This window comes from [Clostridium] polysaccharolyticum, from assembly GCF_900111595.1.
GTDB lineage: Bacteria > Bacillota > Clostridia > Lachnospirales > Lachnospiraceae > Clostridium_AI > Clostridium_AI polysaccharolyticum.
In genome coordinates this window covers 84,801-100,920 of sequence record NZ_FOHN01000001.1, presented here as the reverse complement: position 1 = coordinate 100,920, position 16,120 = coordinate 84,801, and the positions used below count along the sequence as shown (strand labels likewise).

General features: G+C 37.6%; 20 protein-coding genes. All 20 read right to left on the bottom strand.

What is annotated here, in order from left to right; translation table 11 throughout:
• Positions 1–3 precede the first annotated feature (3 nt).
• Positions 4–777 carry a flagellar biosynthetic protein FliR gene (fliR, locus tag BMY85_RS00470; protein ID WP_092474876.1) on the bottom strand — a complete coding sequence of 258 codons (774 nt, stop codon included), beginning with the start codon at positions 775–777 and terminating at the stop codon, positions 4–6.
• Positions 778–781: 4 nt separating this feature from the next.
• Positions 782–1,051, bottom strand: coding sequence for a flagellar biosynthesis protein FliQ (gene fliQ, locus BMY85_RS00465; protein WP_092474873.1), 270 nt, complete (start codon positions 1,049–1,051; stop codon positions 782–784).
• 29 nt (positions 1,052–1,080) lie between these two features.
• Positions 1,081–1,911, bottom strand: coding sequence for a flagellar type III secretion system pore protein FliP (gene fliP, locus BMY85_RS00460; protein WP_092474871.1), 831 nt, complete (start codon positions 1,909–1,911; stop codon positions 1,081–1,083).
• Between the two features lie 11 nt (positions 1,912–1,922).
• Complete coding sequence (locus BMY85_RS00455; RefSeq protein ID WP_092474868.1) at positions 1,923–2,309, bottom strand: flagellar biosynthetic protein FliO; 387 nt, start codon at positions 2,307–2,309, stop codon at positions 1,923–1,925.
• A 1-nt stretch (position 2,310) separates the two neighbouring features.
• Positions 2,311–2,673 carry a response regulator gene (locus BMY85_RS00450; protein ID WP_092474865.1) on the bottom strand — a complete coding sequence of 121 codons (363 nt, stop codon included), beginning with the start codon at positions 2,671–2,673 and terminating at the stop codon, positions 2,311–2,313.
• 25 nt (positions 2,674–2,698) lie between these two features.
• Positions 2,699–3,961, bottom strand: coding sequence for a flagellar motor switch phosphatase FliY (gene fliY, locus BMY85_RS00445; protein WP_092474862.1), 1,263 nt, complete (start codon positions 3,959–3,961; stop codon positions 2,699–2,701).
• A gap of 2 nt (positions 3,962–3,963) precedes the next feature.
• Positions 3,964–4,944 (bottom strand): flagellar motor switch protein FliM, encoded by a 981-nt coding sequence (gene fliM, locus BMY85_RS00440; protein ID WP_092474857.1) that lies wholly within the window; start codon positions 4,942–4,944, stop codon positions 3,964–3,966.
• A 97-nt stretch (positions 4,945–5,041) separates the two neighbouring features.
• A complete protein-coding gene (locus BMY85_RS00435; RefSeq protein WP_092474854.1) occupies positions 5,042–5,557 on the bottom strand; it encodes a flagellar basal body-associated FliL family protein in 516 nt (171 codons plus the stop codon).
• 27 nt (positions 5,558–5,584) lie between these two features.
• The gene (locus BMY85_RS00430) at positions 5,585–6,409 is read right to left on the bottom strand and encodes an OmpA/MotB family protein (protein WP_092474851.1); all 825 of its coding nucleotides are present in this window, start codon (positions 6,407–6,409) and stop codon (positions 5,585–5,587) included.
• Complete coding sequence (locus tag BMY85_RS00425; protein ID WP_092474848.1) at positions 6,409–7,215, bottom strand: motility protein A; 807 nt, start codon at positions 7,213–7,215, stop codon at positions 6,409–6,411. Before BMY85_RS00425 ends, BMY85_RS00430 begins: the two co-directional genes overlap by 1 nt.
• A 15-nt stretch (positions 7,216–7,230) precedes the next feature.
• A complete protein-coding gene (locus tag BMY85_RS00420; RefSeq protein WP_092475249.1) occupies positions 7,231–7,419 on the bottom strand; it encodes a flagellar FlbD family protein in 189 nt (62 codons plus the stop codon).
• Between the two features lie 87 nt (positions 7,420–7,506).
• Entirely contained in the window at positions 7,507–8,946 is a 1,440-nt protein-coding gene (locus tag BMY85_RS00415; protein ID WP_092474845.1) for a flagellar hook protein FlgE, read from the bottom strand.
• A gap of 86 nt (positions 8,947–9,032) precedes the next feature.
• Positions 9,033–9,431 carry a TIGR02530 family flagellar biosynthesis protein gene (locus tag BMY85_RS00410; protein WP_092474842.1) on the bottom strand — a complete coding sequence of 133 codons (399 nt, stop codon included), beginning with the start codon at positions 9,429–9,431 and terminating at the stop codon, positions 9,033–9,035.
• 71 nt (positions 9,432–9,502) lie between these two features.
• Positions 9,503–10,303 (bottom strand): flagellar hook capping FlgD N-terminal domain-containing protein, encoded by an 801-nt coding sequence (locus BMY85_RS00405; protein ID WP_092474839.1) that lies wholly within the window; start codon positions 10,301–10,303, stop codon positions 9,503–9,505.
• Positions 10,304–10,315: 12 nt separating this feature from the next.
• Positions 10,316–11,641 (bottom strand): flagellar hook-length control protein FliK, encoded by a 1,326-nt coding sequence (locus tag BMY85_RS00400; protein WP_092474836.1) that lies wholly within the window; start codon positions 11,639–11,641, stop codon positions 10,316–10,318.
• 63 nt (positions 11,642–11,704) lie between these two features.
• Positions 11,705–12,478 carry a MotE family protein gene (locus tag BMY85_RS00395; RefSeq protein WP_092474834.1) on the bottom strand — a complete coding sequence of 258 codons (774 nt, stop codon included), beginning with the start codon at positions 12,476–12,478 and terminating at the stop codon, positions 11,705–11,707.
• Between the two features lie 6 nt (positions 12,479–12,484).
• Positions 12,485–12,934 (bottom strand): flagellar export protein FliJ, encoded by a 450-nt coding sequence (gene fliJ, locus BMY85_RS00390; RefSeq protein WP_092474832.1) that lies wholly within the window; start codon positions 12,932–12,934, stop codon positions 12,485–12,487.
• Positions 12,935–12,967: 33 nt separating this feature from the next.
• Positions 12,968–14,278, bottom strand: coding sequence for a flagellar protein export ATPase FliI (fliI, locus tag BMY85_RS00385; RefSeq protein ID WP_092474829.1), 1,311 nt, complete (start codon positions 14,276–14,278; stop codon positions 12,968–12,970).
• Positions 14,279–14,332: 54 nt separating this feature from the next.
• On the bottom strand, positions 14,333–15,112 hold the full coding sequence (locus BMY85_RS00380) for a FliH/SctL family protein (protein WP_092474826.1): 780 nt from the start codon (positions 15,110–15,112) through the stop codon (positions 14,333–14,335).
• Positions 15,105–16,115: a flagellar motor switch protein FliG gene (gene fliG / locus BMY85_RS00375; RefSeq protein ID WP_092474824.1), complete on the bottom strand. Its 1,011-nt coding sequence runs from the start codon at positions 16,113–16,115 to the stop codon at positions 15,105–15,107. Before fliG ends, BMY85_RS00380 begins: the two co-directional genes overlap by 8 nt.
• Positions 16,116–16,120 lie beyond the last annotated feature (5 nt).

Sequence of the window (16,120 nt, the reverse complement as noted above, 5' to 3'; positions counted from 1 at the left end):
AAATTACTTAGGCGTCATTACTTTAACCATATCGCTTAACACATACTTCATCTCCGAATATATGAAATCTGCAATAGATGGAAGCATTCCTATCAAAAGAAGCAATACAATAAGACCTACTAACAGTTTAAGCTGCATGCCAATTACGAACATATTCATTTGCGGTGCCACCTTCGCAAGTACTCCTAATACAATATTTACAACTAATATTGTCGCAAATACAGGTAACACAATCCGAAAACCCAATATGAAATATTCCTTAATAAATTTTACCACCACCAGATAAATATTAGATGGCAGCCGAACTCTCCCTACAGGAAGGAACTCAAATGTATCTGCAATGGCGGATATGATAAAGTAATACATTCTGGAAACCAGCATGATAAGCATTACAAAATACGTGAGCATTGAGCCAGTTATCGAAGTCTGTATATTGGATGCAGGATTTAATACATTAACCATAGAAAATCCTATCTCTGTATCAATTAATCTTCCTGCAAGATCCAGCACATACATACAAAGATTAGCTGTATACCCAAGCGTAGCCCCAATAAGCATTTCTTCTATGATAATAACAGCATAACCCGTCGAGAATCCTTCCCCTATAGGTGTATACTCTGTCATATTAAATACAATAACAGACAGAAAAAACGACAGCGCAGCTTTTACCCTGACAGGTATATTCCGCTGGCTAAAAAATGGTGCTGCCATGATAAATGCACTAATCCGAACTAAAACCGCAAAGAAAAACTCTAATTTTTCAAATGTCAAATTCATAATATCAACCTAAATACCTTGCAAAATTCGTAAATAACTCTGTCGTATAGGATGTAATGCTATTTAAAATCCACGAACCTGCCAGAATTAACACTGTAAATATAGCAAGTAACTTTGGCAAAAATGTCAGAGTCTGCTCATTAATTGATGTTATAGTTTGAAAAATACTAATGATTAGACCCACGATAAGCGATATGCCTAACATGGGTGCTGATACTTTTACTATGACCCAAAGGGTTTCTCTAGCAATGTCAACGACGGTATCTACTGTCATGATAACCTCCTATCACAACCAATCTGTAATTATGTATAAAATGTTTTTACAACCTGGCCAATAACCAGATTCCATCCATCTACTAAAACAAATAACAGAACCTTAAATGGCATGGAAATTGTAGTCGGTGGCAGCATCATCATGCCCATTGACATAAGCGTTGATGAAACAACCATATCAATAACAATAAATGGAAGATAAATAATAAAACCAATTATAAATGCTGCACGAAGTTCACTAATAATAAATGCCGGAATCAATACAGTAGTAGGAATATCTTCCACTTTTGAAATATCTTCTGCAGAATAATCTGCTATGTCTAAAAATAACTTTACATCTTCTTTTCGTGTCTGCTCAAACATAAATTTCCGAAGCGGCTTTAAGCCTGTTTCAATTGCCTGTTCCTGTGTTATTTTTCCTGCCTGAAGCGGTTTTAATGCCTCTGTATTAATTTTAGTAAAGACAGGTGACATAATAAAAAAAGTAAGAAACAGCGCTAACCCAACCAGAACCTGGTTAGGTGGAGTTGTCTGTGTTCCTATGGCTGAACGTACAAAGTGGAGAACAACCAAAATCCGGGTAAATGACGTTAACATTATGATTAGAGATGGTGCCAATGATATAAGTGTAATTAAAAGCACTATTTCTAATGAACTTGACAAACTGGTATTTCCTGCATTAGAGGATATATTCAGTTCAAATGGAGTTCTTGTATCTCCTAATGCAGTACTCTTTTCAATCTCGTCTGTCACAGTAGCATGCACCGTCATTGACTGGATAGAAAACCCTATGCCAATTATTAATAACACACTAAAAATCCGAGCCAGCAGTCTTTTAAATACTTTATAGTAAGTATTCATTTTATCATTCCTTACTTTTCGTCCTTTTTATTTTTTCTCCCGAATGTCTCATTTTTAATCTTCAATAGCACATCCTGAAACTTAAATTCCTCAATTGCCTCGCTTACCTGCTGTTCTTCATACTCATCCTCGCTTAACTCAGTAAGCATTTCCATATGCTCCTTTGTCACGCCGATAACAATATACTTTTTACCAGCCTTAACTACTTGGATTACTTTACCTGGAGCATTGTGATAAGTTTCCAAAACAGTAATATTTTTTGCGGACCTGTTCACTAAGTTCGTTTTACCTATCCATTTTGTAGTATAATAACATGCCACAATGATTAGTACAAATATTAACATAATGCCAAGCAATTCAAAAAAATCATTACCATTAGAACCTGCTAAGAGAAACATATTATCCCACCACTTTTTTGACCGCTTCTAAAACCCTGTCTGCCTGGAAAGGCTTTACGATAAAGTCTTTCGCACCTGACTGAATGGACTCAATAACCATAGCCTGCTGACCCATAGCAGAACACATAATTACAGTAGCATTTGGATCAGACGCTTTAATTTTCTTTAATGCCTCAATACCATCCATTTCAGGCATTGTGATATCCATCATTACTAAGTCTGGTTTTAATTCATTATATTTTTCAACAGCCTTTAAGCCATTCTCAGCCTCACCAGCAACGTTATAACCATTCTTTGTAAGGATATCCTTAATCATCATTCTCATAAATGCTGCATCATCGCAAATTAAAATATTTTTCGCCATATTTTTCTCTCCTATCTATTGCATCTTATTTTATTATCTCTGTAACCCTTATACCAAAATTCTCCTCGATTACAACAACCTCACCTTTTGCTACAAACTTTCCATTTACAAGCACATCGATTGGCTCACCTGCAAGCTTATCCAATTCAATAATAGTTCCTGGTGAAAAATCTAATATTTCTTTAATTGATTTACTTGTTCGGCCTAATTCCACTGTTACCTCTAAAGGTACATCCATAATCAAGTCGATGTTTTCCTGCTGCATCATTGGTGCAACATTATTACTAAATGTCTGGAATTGGGCTGGCTGAACATTTACATTCTGCATTGGTGCAGTATACTGGACAGCATCTCCTCCCATCTGCATTGGCATCCCCTGGTTCATTGCCATATATGGCATTCCCATCTGCATTGGCATTCCCTGATTCATTGGCATGCCCTGATTCATGGCCATGTTCTGTTCCATAGCCTGTGGCTGTGACTGAGCTGCTGCCTGTGGCTGTGGCTGAGCTGCTGCCTGTGGCTGTGGCTGAGCTGCTGCCTGTGGTTCAACCGGTGCCTGTACTGGATTTGGCTGATTTTCTGTAACTTTTTGACCATTTCCATTACTTTCACTAATAAATTTCTGATAAATGTCTCTGGCAAAATTAAATGGATAAAGCTGCATAATCTGGCTATCAACTAATCCCTCAATCTCCATTTTAAATTTTACTACAACAAATTCTTTCTCTAAGAAAGAAAACATTGTTTCAGAGTCCATCGTATCATTTAAGTCAATCAGACTTGCGGAAGGTGGACTAATGTCCACTTTCTTCTCCAGCATAGATGAAAGCGAAGTTGCAGCTGCCCCCATCATCTGGTTCATTGCTTCACTAATAGCACTTAGATGGAGTTCGGTTAAATCATTTTCAATATTAGTACCGTCTCCCCCCATCATCAGGTCAGTAATAACTTTTACGTCTGCCTCTTTCATTATTAAAACATTGTTTCCATCCAGACCTTCTTTATAAGAAATCTGAATAAATACACATGGTTTATCATAATTTTTTGATAATTCTTCCATCGTAGCATATGATACAACCGGCGTTGTAATAACAACCTTACTATTTACAAGAGTAGACAGCGTCGTAGCAGCTGAACCCATGCTGATGTTCGAAATCTCACCAAGCGCATCTTTTTCCTCATCAGTTAAAGTTGAGGAATGCGTATCCTCCGTTGATTCAACGGTACTATCATCGATTCCATTTAATAGAGCATTAATTTCCTCTTGGGATAACATACCATCCATCCTTATGATTCCTCCCTTATAATTGATGTTATTCTTACTGCATAAGCATCAGATGATGCTCCAGGTAATGCGGTAAACTTTTTGAGATTGCCAACAAATATATCCATTTCTTCGTCTACTTTTCTATTTAAACGAATAATATCCCCTACCTGCATAGTTGCAAAATCATTAAACGAAATTGTACTTTTTCCGAGTACCGCACGAATTGGGATTTTAGCTTTTTCAATCGTGCTTTCGATAACATCCTGATAGACTTTATCATCTCTTTCTTTCATTGTTGAATACCAGTACTTCGTATTCAACCTATCTATTACAGCTTCAACACATTCAAATGGTATACAGATATTCATCAGACCTTCTACGGATCCAATTTTTATATGAATTGTTATAATAGATGTCATTTCACTTGGCGAAATAATCTGAGCAAATTGTGAATTTGTTTCAATCCGCTCAAGTTTTGGCTCTAACTGAATAACACTAGACCAAGGTTCGATCAAAAGATTTGTGCAAATAGTCATTATTCTTTCAATAATTGTTAATTCAATTTCCGAAAAATCCCTTATCTTATCCATTGGCTGCCCACTGCCACCGAGCATTCGGTCGATAATTGCATAACCTAACCCATTATCTAACTCAATGATGATATTCCCATCCAAAGGTGTGAAATTAACTACACCTAAAAGTACTGGATTTGATAACGCATTGGAAAATTCCGAATACGTTATTGCTTCTGCATTCATAACTTCTACTTGAACATTCTTACGAAGGTAAGCAGGCAAATTCGTTGACAATAATCTCCCATAATGCTCGAATATAATAATTAGTGTTCTCAAATGTTCTTTTGAAAATTTAGAAGGTCTGGCGAAATCATAGTTCTTGACCTGTTTCTCTCCAGTATCCTTTATCTCATCAGCATCCAATTCCCCACTGCTTAAAGCTGCAAGCAAATTATCAATCTCACTTTGGGACAAGACATCGCCCATTCCTTCTCACCTCGCAATCCTAAGTGGCTTTAATAAGGAAAAACCACATTTATTATACTATAAAATGTAATAAATCACAAGTTTCGACTAGTAATTATTACTGAAAACATAAATTATTTAAAGAAACAGAAAAAATAAACTCTGATTTAAAATGTTCTTGAACTTTTTCCAATATTGCAGCCTTCATTTCCTCTTTGCTGGAAATTGCATCGTCGTAAGTATAACTTGACACTACTTCTGAAACAATATCCGTTATGAAATTTTCATTTGCCTCAATGGTCTTGCTTAATTTTTCATAGTCCTTTGAAGCTTTGTTAATGGATAATGTGATAGAATCAACTGCTGCAAAATGATCGGAACCGTTAAGGCTTCTCTTCATATTGAATGCCATTTTGGATTCAATTTTATAAGTTTCAATATTACCAGGATCGACTGTATCTGAAACTTCGTCAGCTGATGCTTCTAATTCTAAATTGATAATAGAAGCCACTTGATTCACCAGCTTTGTTGTTCTGTTAGATGCAGGTACAACTGCAAATACAAGCACCACAGACAAAATTACATTGATTGCACTTAATGCAATGGCAATAACCGTTAACATATTTTTTTTCATGATTTCACTTCCTATTCTTAATATAGCTTATGAGGATAAACCGCTGTCGCCATAAATCTTAATCGTAACACGGCGGTTTTTCGCTCTGCCTTCTGCTGTTTTATTTGTAGCAACCGGCTCATATTCGCTTCTCCCAGCACTAACTAAAGTAACTGGTTCTAATTTTATCTTATTCACCATAAACTTCCATACACTGTCTGCTCTCGCCCAGGAAAGCTCATTATTGCCTGAAAATTTACTATTGTGAATCGGAACATTATCTGTATGGCCTTCGATATAAATCAAATGGTCATCATAGGTTTTTAGTATTTTTCCAACTCTATACAGAATTGGTATACTATCGCTGACAATTTCAGCACTTCCCGAATCAAAGAGTACTGAACCGCTTAAAGTCAAGCATACATAGTTATATGCATCATCAATCGAAACATTTACATACTGTTCAATTTTATTTCTTTCGGTAGCACCTGTCACCTGCTCATAAATCTGATCCAGTTCCGATTTTCTTTCCTCTTCCAGCTGCTTTTTTGCTTCTTTTAGCGGATCCGCATTTTCTATCCTGTCTTCTTCACTTGCTTTTCCAACTTCCGTTGTCTGCTCACCTAAATCTTTCAGCTGGGTAACACCTGTACTAATCATCTGGCCTTCACTGACGGATGATTTGCCACCATTGAATATGCTGAAACTCTTAGATAAAGAAGCCGCAACCTCTTCATATTTTGAAACATCTACAGAAGACATGGAAAACAGAAGTACAAAGAAACAGAGCAGTAAATTCATCAAATCACTAAATGTTGCCATCCATGCTGGTGAACCTGGTGCACTCTCTTGCTTTTTCTGCCTTTTAGCCATTATGCCTCACCGCCTTCTTGTCCTTCTGAAAAGCTTGCACGTTCCGCTGGTGCTAAAAATGATTTTAATTTTTCCTCAATAACACGAGGATTCTCTCCAGCCTGAATGGATAGCAAACCTTCTACTATAACTTCTTTCATGCGGATTTCTTTTGCACTTTTTGCCTTTAATTTCAATGCAACAGGTGTTGCAATCCAGTTCGCTAAGACAGAACCATAAAATGTTGTAATCAGCGCTGTTGACATAGGAGCACCTATGTTAGAAGGATCATCCAGCTCTTTTAACATGTTAATAAGACCAATCAGCGTACCAATCATACCCCAGGCAGGACCCATGGAAGCAATATTTTCCCAGAATCCAATTGTTGAACCATGTCTATCTTCAATGGCAGTTAATTCAGATTCTAAAATACTCCGAACCAGTTCAGGATCTGTTCCATCTACGATAAGAAGAATTCCTTTTTTTAAAAATTCATCTTCTACTTCATTTGCTGCTTCTTCTAAGGCAAGCAGCCCTTCCTTTCTAGCTACATTAGATAAATCGATAATCTTATGTATTATCTCACTCTCAGAAGCTAATGTTACCTTCATAATCAAAGTAATACTTTTTAAGCTTCCAGCAAATGCACCTAATGACTCGGATTGTGCCAGAATTGCCATGAAAGAACCACCAAAAGTAATCAACATGGAAGGCACATGAATAAATGTTGCGGTTTTCCCAAAATCAATGCCGTCATCGCCAAATACCATACCGAAAATCATCAAAGTAAAACTTAAAACAATACCCAATATCGAAGCTAAATCCATAACCTCTCACCACCTTTAATTTTTACTAAATATTTCTTTTTTATATAATAAAACAAGATCTGTTACATCCTGTCTGCTTTCCTGCACAATATACATTTTTCCAGATCCCAGCGTTACCACCGTATCTGGCGTATCTTCAATTTTTTCAATCATTTCACAATTTAACGTGAATTTTTTCCCATTCATTCTTGTTAATTCAATCAAACTTGCTCCTCTCCAAACTTTTGCTGTATGGGAAAATTCCCATACAACAAGTTTTGGTAAAACTTTATTTACTGCCCACAAGTATTACTATCGTTTCAAATTAATCAGTTCTTCTAACATTGTGTCCGTTGTTGTAATGATTCTTGAGTTCGCCTGGAAACCTCTCTGGGTTACAATCATATCTGTAAACTGTGCAGATAAATCAACATTTGACATTTCAAGAGCACCTGTTGTTAAGGAAGAACTTCCTGATGATGGATCAACACCGATTCCATCAAACTCTCCAGAGTTCTTTGTCTCTGCAAACAGGTTTCCGCCAACTGCTTCAAGACCTGATGGGTTGGCAAACTCAGCTAGCGCAAGCTGACCTAAGTATTTGCTAGTACCATTGGAATAAGAACCGATAATCTTACCAGAACCATCTACACGAATGGACTGCATCTCACCAACTTGCTTACCAGCTTTTTTTCCTTCTTTATCTCCCCTGTTAGCTGCTGCAGTTGATGTTCCACCTGATGCAAAATTCGTCATCTGCGAAAAATCAACATCAATATCATTAAACAGTCCTGTAACACCTGTATTAATCGTTAATTTGGCAATTCCATCCGTTGCAGTACCCATAGATTTGAATTTGCCTGTTGCCTGATCAAACACCAGGCCTATTGCAGTACCTGTTGTCATGCTAGTTACCGCACCTGTTTCAGGATCAATGCCTGCATCCGTTGTTGAAAACGCTGATGCACCAAAATTTATTACTGGCTGTGGACTCTTTGCAACATACTTCTTCGCTGTATCATCGTATCTGCTAAATAACGACTGTCCCTCCGAATCCATAACATCTCCTACTGAAACATTATATGTTCCTGACGTACCAGATTCTTTAAACAGTAACTTAACTGTATACTTATCCCCTTTATTGTCATATACAGAATACGATACAGGAAGGCCTGCTCCAGTCCCGCTTGCCTGCTTATCCTTTGTATCAATATTTCCAGTAACCAAGGCAGCACCAGTTGCTTCAGGCTCTGCAAACATTTTGTCAGCTGACATAACATTTAAAGCAGAAACGGTGTCTTTTGTAATTCCTGTTCCATCAGCAGTTGCCTGCCACCCCATTACAGTTGCTCCTGCTGAAGTACAAAGCGTACCTGCAGCATCAATCTTAAACGCACCTGCCTTGGTAAAATAATTTGTTCCACCCTGGTTTACAATAAAGAAACCATCTCCATTTATCATAATGTCAAACGGATTGTCTGTTGTCTGCGTTCCACCTGCTACGGAAACATTGGCTGCAATGCCATTTACAACAGAGCCAAGACCGATCTGCTTGGCATTCTTACCAGCAGCACCTGTTTCAGGATTTGGTCCTGATGCAGACTGTGTTGTCTGATACAGCACATCAGAAAATGTAACACTGCTTGACTTAAATCCAACGGTATTTACATTGGCAATGTTGTTTCCTATAACATCCATTTTTGTCTGATGTGCTTTTAAGCCAGCTACACCAGAATACATTGATCTCATCATAATCATTTACCTCCTATTGGTGTCCTTCCATTCCATCTGTCATTCAGGAATGTACGCCCCCTTATAAGGTCCAGCGCTTCTTTGGACTAATTAATAACTGCTCCGTCAATATTAGTAAAGACGGCATTTTCTAATTCATTTACTGCAGTAATCACTGTATTGCTTTTTGTATTTATGATAAATGCCAAATCATCTACCATTACCAATGATTCCTGTATTCCTTTTGCTTTTGCCTTTACCGCTCCATCCTGTAACCTTTTCATCTGCTCTTTGGAAATAGAAATATTCCGGTTCTGAAGCCGCAAGCTAGCATGTTTTGAAAATTTTAAATCCTTGACAGATTCTGCAGTTCTCTGTTTCTGTAGCAGTATCTGCTGAAAGGTTTTTCCTGTACTGGTCTGTTTCTTTACTTCCGCATTACTGTTTGAAAAGAGTTTCCCAGCCATCTGTTCAATAGACGCCTTATTATTGGTTATATGATTCATATCTACCTCCATGTACCGAATCACTTTAAGGGATTACAGCCTATTACCGAAATTGAATAACAAGCCTTTCCTTACTCTTTATCTGTTACTGCATCCTCTTTTTTCTCTGTATCTGCTGTTTCTGATCCCTCATCTGTTTTAGGCTTCCCGCTGACAGTAACACTGACTTTGTCCGTTACAGAAGTCTCTAGCTGATCATTGAACACAATCATAATCTTATAGCTTCCGTCTTGTAAATCTTTTAGCGCATCCTTTGAGATTGTCACAGTATTTGATTCTGCATCAAAACCCATCATGCTTTTGTCAACTGCTTTTCCATTTAAAACAACCGCAAAACTGGAAGCAGCACCTGTATCTTTGCCTAAATCCATTTTGATATTTAGATCCGATGGCTTTTCATGATTAAATTCAAATTTCTGTTCTGGAACAGAAGGTGCATTCTGTTTTGCACTATATAATGGAGAAATTACAGAAATCAGTTTATCAGAAGGATATAGAACTCCATCAATAGAAAAATTAGCTTTTCCCTCAGAAACAGTTACATAATCAACTACTCCCTGAATAAATCCCTCTTTGTTATCTGCTTTCACCTGAACTTCCTGCCCAATCATAGTGAATGCCTGTGTCTGTGCAAATGAATTATTCAGATTCTGCATCTGCTCTAAAGATGAGAAAGAAGCAAGCTGCGAAATAAATTCCGTATCTGATGCCGGATTCAATGGATCCTGATACTGCATCTGTGTACACAATAACTGCAAAAATGCATCCTTGCCTAGTGCACTGGTTCCTCTTGTCTCTTTCTTTTTCATTACATCACTGGTATATTGCTGAACAACTCCATCTTTTACTGGAGCACTTAAATTAGCACCCATGCTTTTCCTCCTTTACGCTGAAAAATCAACTGTCCCAGTTCTTAAAACCGGCTTAACTTCTTCTTCTGATTCTTCTAAGCTGTCTTCCATGCCACGTAATTTTCCTTGGGCATTACGCTGTTTGTTTCGATTCTGGAAATTCTGTCCATTCTGATTGTCAAACTGATCCTGTGAAAGACCTTGTTCCGCAACCATAACTTCGATAGCTTCCACCTTTATTCCCTGTTCACCAAGATTCTCTTTTAAAACAACCAGCTGGCTTTCCAATGCTTCCTTCGCTACTTGGCTTTCTACCACAAAAGCTGCTGTCATTTCACCATTTTTTGAAACAACAGAAAAATTCACTTTGCCTAGGTTTTCAGGATTTAGCTGCATTTCCATGCTAGTGGCATCTACAGAAAGTGTTACTTTAATTCGTTCCACAACCTGGTTTACAATTTCCTGCATCTGCTCAAGACGCTCAAAATTCTCCATCTGTACTTCACCGGTTTTCTGAATGGAATCACTTAAATTCTGAACAAACTGATTGAGCTGTACATTCTGCATATCAGCTTCTTGGCCTTTTCCCTTTCGGGATCCATCTTCACCACTGTTTGGCATATTGTCTTTCTCTACTGTGATAACTGGTTCTTTCACAGAAACAGCTTCTTCCTTTACATCACTCAAAACTTTAGCAGGCTCTTCCTCTTGATTTGCTTTCGCAGATTCTGCATCTGGCTTTTGTAAGGAATTCTCCATGGAACCTTTTTCCAACAGATCTTTTGCATACATTGCCAAATCCTCCACATTAACAGAATCTTCAAACTTCTGTCCTGCATCTAATAAATCGGTCATCTGCCTGCATAATGTTTCGTCTGTTAAAAGTTCTGTCTGGTCAGTTATCTCATTTACTTCAAATAAAATATTCTGTAACACATCTGGATTAAGCAAGTCTAAAACAGTTAATCCCAGCTCTGCCATAACTTCCTCAAATTCATCAACAGATATTCCTAATATCTCTGAAATCTGCTTTTTCAGTTCAGTAACCTGTTCTGCCATTTCACTGCAGATCTGTTCGGTTTCCTTAGTCATTTGAACTTGATTCATGCCATTGGCATCCTTTACCTCTGCACTGTCAGCCTGATGTAACGTTTTAGCTGCAGAAGCTCCCTCTTGAAGTTTTTCCTTGGTAGTGTGAACAGATTGTATTGCTATGTCATTTTTCTGTGGGTGATTTATGTTCCCCTGACTGGATGACATGACTTGAGCAAAACCACCTTTTGCAGATACACTCCTGTTCACATTAGAAGCCATAAGACTGCCTAATTCCACAGGATTAATTTTGTTTACTTGTGCCATAATTTCCTCCTTTCATATCCTATTTATGCTAAGACCTTTCGGTTCTTAGAAACTGTTATTCTGTTATTCATCAATTGTAGTAAGCTTTTTGGTTATCTTCGCTGCAGTAGCTGGATCCAGTTCATTCATAATTGCAGAAGCACTTTTGTTACCCATTGAAGAAACAATTCCACAGACGGTATCTAAGTCGTCTGCACACATAATTTCTAAAACTTCTGCAGCTGATGCCGGGTCCATCGCCGCATAGCGTTTTGCTTCCTCTTTTACTTTTTCGTCATATTGGAGCTGTTCCACAACCTGCCGGTAAATTTCTTCTGCATTTTCTGGCTGAATCTCTGCATAATACTGCCTATACTCTTCAATGGAAGGTGCTTCCTCTGCAAATACGACTTTTTCATCAAATGCTTTTACTCTATTCTGAAAATCGTTATATTCATCTTCATATACCTTTAATCGATTAATTTCTGCTTTTAAATCTGCAATTGTGCCGCTATCGCTTTCATCCTGATCCTGATAATCTGCAAGCTGTAATTCTAACTCTTTAATTTTTGCAACTGCACTTTCTAAAGTTGAATATTTTGTATTATACTCTTCAAAAAATTCTTCATCCGTATAAGCAGGTAATATGCGATTAATAACTGGTACATCTTTCAATAACGGCCTTAACACTTCACTGCCTAGCCCTCCAGCATCCAGCTTGATTAAAGCAGCAAGCGTTGCTAAAACAACCAAAATAACAAGCAGTATAAATAAAACTGATGTAAAAAATCCACCTTTTTTTTCTTCTTGTTCTTCTAATTCGTTTTCTAAAAGATCTTCATTCTTTTTCTTTGCCATACCTAATTACTCACCCTTTGCTTTCCCATACTTAAAACTAACAAGTTCATCTACTTCCTTGCCCTCTTCATAAAGCAATTCTTTCTTAAAGGCTTCAAAAGCTTTTTCCCGTAATTTTTCATGGATTTTTCTTTCTTTTAGTGCCTCTGTTAATTGTATTCTGGCCAATTCTACTTGACTTTTTGCCTGCTGAATCAGTATATGCTGATATTCTATATGTATCTGTAACACTTTAAGAGCCTCCTGGTTTTTTTTAATTGCCATTAAATCCAGTCTGGAAGCATAACAATTCTTCAGCTCATTCTGATAGAATTCTTTTCTCGCTAATAGTGCCTGCAGTTTTTCTTCCTCTGCATCAAGTTTTGCCTTTGCTGCCCCAAATGCAGCTTTTTTCTGTTCTTCCAGCTTTTCTTTCAAATTCAGAAGGTTTTGCATACTATAAATAAATTTAGCCATAATTTAATACCTCATCACTGCAGTTTACCAGAATCACTCTTCAAAAATTCCTTCCAATAAATCCACAACTTCCTCGAATGAATATTTATCATGAACTCCTTGACGCAAAAAGCCATTAATCGCATCAATTTTTTCAATTGCATAATCAATATCAGGATTTGACCCTTTCTTGTATGCACCGATATTAATCAGATCCTCTGCTTCATTATAAGTTGCCAGTACACTTTTAAGTTTACCTGCCAGTGCCTTATGGCCATCACTTGCAATACTTGACATAACACGCGATATGCTTTGCAGTACATCAATGGATGGATAATGGTTTTTATGCCCTAGTTTACGGGATAATATAATATGACCATCCAAAATACCTCTGGCAGTATCCGTAATCGGTTCATTAAAGTCATCACCATCTACTAATACGGTATATAGCCCTGTAATAGAGCCTTTATCTGAATAACCAGCTCGTTCTAAAAGCTTTGGCATCTCTGAGTAAACACTAGGCGGATAGCCTCTGGAAACTGGCGGTTCTCCTGAAGCCAGACCTATTTCTCTTTGTGCCATTGAAAATCTGGTTAGGGAATCCATCATTAATAACACATCTTTCCCTTGATCCCGAAAATATTCAGCAATAGAAGTAGCTGTCTTTGCAGCTTTATTACGAATTAACGCTGGCTTATCTGATGTAGCAACTACAATAACCGAACGTTTCATTCCTTCTTCACCTAAATCACGCTCAAGGAATTCTCTTACTTCCCTTCCACGTTCTCCAATCAAGGCGATTACATTAATATCTGCTTTTGTATTTCTTGCAAACATACCAAGCAATGTGCTTTTTCCTACACCACTGCCTGCAAAAATACCAATTCTCTGCCCCTTTCCAATGGTTATCAGACCATCTACAGCCTTTACACCTAATGGAAGCACAGAGTCAATTAATTTTCTTTCTAAAGGATCTGGAGGTGCTGCCTCTACTGAATAATATTCTCCATCTGCTATCTGGCTGCCATCTAGCAGAACGCCTAAGCCATCCACAACCTTACCTAATAAATCATCTCCAACTCTTACTTTTAGCGGAAATCCCGTGTTCTCAACACTGCTGCCAAGACCAACCCCTTCAACATTATCATAAGGCATAAGAAGTACTCGATTATCACGAAAGCCTACTACCTCCGCTCTGACAATTGTTTTTTTATCCTTTGAGATAATATTGCACAAATCATTTAGTTTGGCTTCTGGACCGATTGACTCAATTGTCAAACCAACAACTTTAACTACTTTTCCTAGTTTCTTTTCGTATGTACGATCCAGCAAACTATAATATTTTTCAAAGTTATCTGAAGCCAATTCTATTCCTCTTTCTTTCCCTTTTTTGCTAAGACAATATATTAAACCAAGCTTCTAGGCATTTGCTAACAATCTTAAATGTTCAGACAGATTTAATAGCTGCGTGTCTAAACCCACATCCAGCAGCCTGTCTTCTGTTTCGATAAAACACTGGTTTCTTTCTAAAGTCGGATCTTCAAAAACCTCCAAAGTACAATCCTGTGTAAGCAATCCTAAAAGAACTTCTTTTTGCTGTGTAACTGCCAGGGCATCTTCTTCCGACACGCGAATCAGAAACTGCTTTGGTCCACGAATCGGTTTTAAAGCCTTTGAAATCAGATAAACAATCAAGTCCCTTTTTTCTTCTGCAATCACACCTGTAAGATTTTCTAATAGCTTAATCGTTAAATCTGCAAACATGGGTTCTAGCTGCTTTTTTGCACGCTCACATTCTTCTTCCTGGCGTTTTAGCTGTTCACTTAGCTGTTCTTCCATCTGTATTTTTTTTTCTTCAATCTGTGCTAAACCAGATTGGAGTCCTTCTGCCTCCCCTTGTTCTCTCGCAGAATTTAAGACTTCTAAAGCCTGTGCTTTGGCAGAAGATATTATTTTCTCTGCCTCGGCTTGTGCTTCTATTATAATATTTTCAGCATAATGAGTAACTTCTTCCAAATCTGGCATTGCTTCCTCTTCTGCTTCTAATTCTTCCTGTAACTTTTCTTCCTCAAAAGCAGGCTCTTCTTCTACTTTCATGAAAGATAATGGATTAAACTGTTCTGTTGGGAAATTTGAATCGATAACAATTCTATTAGACTGGTCAAACCGAATATAATTCCCCTTAATAAGATTAGACAACTATCTCATCACCTCCACCTCTGGAAATAATGATTTCCCCTGCATCCTCTAATTTTCTAATTATATTAACAATCTTCTGCTGTGCTTCTTCAACATCTTTCATACGAACAGGTCCCATGTATTCCATATCTTCTTTAATCATTGTTACAAGACGCTTGGACAAGTTGTTAAAGATAGCATTCTGCACCTCTTCATTGGAACCTTTAAGTGCAACAGCAAGTTCATTGTTATCCACTTCACGAAGAACTCTCTGAATGGATTTATCATCAAGTGAAAGAATGTCTTCAAATACAAACATCTTCTTACGGATTTCATCTGCCAATTCAGGTTCTTCAATTTCAAGAGATTCCATAATATGTTTTTCAGTACCTCTATCCACTGTATTTAAGATATCTACGATGGAATCCACGCCACCAACAATTGTATAATCCTGATTTACAAGTGAAGACAGCTTCTTCTCTAAAATCTTTTCAACTTCTTTGATTACATCTGGTGAAGTTCTATCCATCTGTGCAATACGTTTTGCAACGTCTGCCTGTTTATCCGGAGACAGCGATGAAATAATAGCAGATGCCTGACTGGAAGACAGATACGCTAAAATCAATGCTATCGTCTGAGGATGTTCATCCTGAATAAAGTTTAATAACTGGCTTGCGTCTGTTTTACGAACAAATTCAAAAGGACGGACTTGCAAGGATGCTGTAAGCTTGCCAATCACATCCATAGCCTTGTCATGGCCAAGTGCCTTTTCAAGTAACTCTTTCGCATAATTAATGCCACCCTCTGAAATATATTTCTGAGCAAGGCAGATGTCATAAAACTCATCTAATACCTGATCCTTTGTATCTGTTGGAACACTGCGCGTATTGGCAATCTCCAGCGTCAGCTGCTCAATTTCATCCTCTTTTAAATGCTTAAATATACTGGCTGACTTTTCGGGACCTAATGCAATTAACAATATCGCCGCCTTTTGCAATCCACTAATATCTTCTCTATTATCCACTTAGC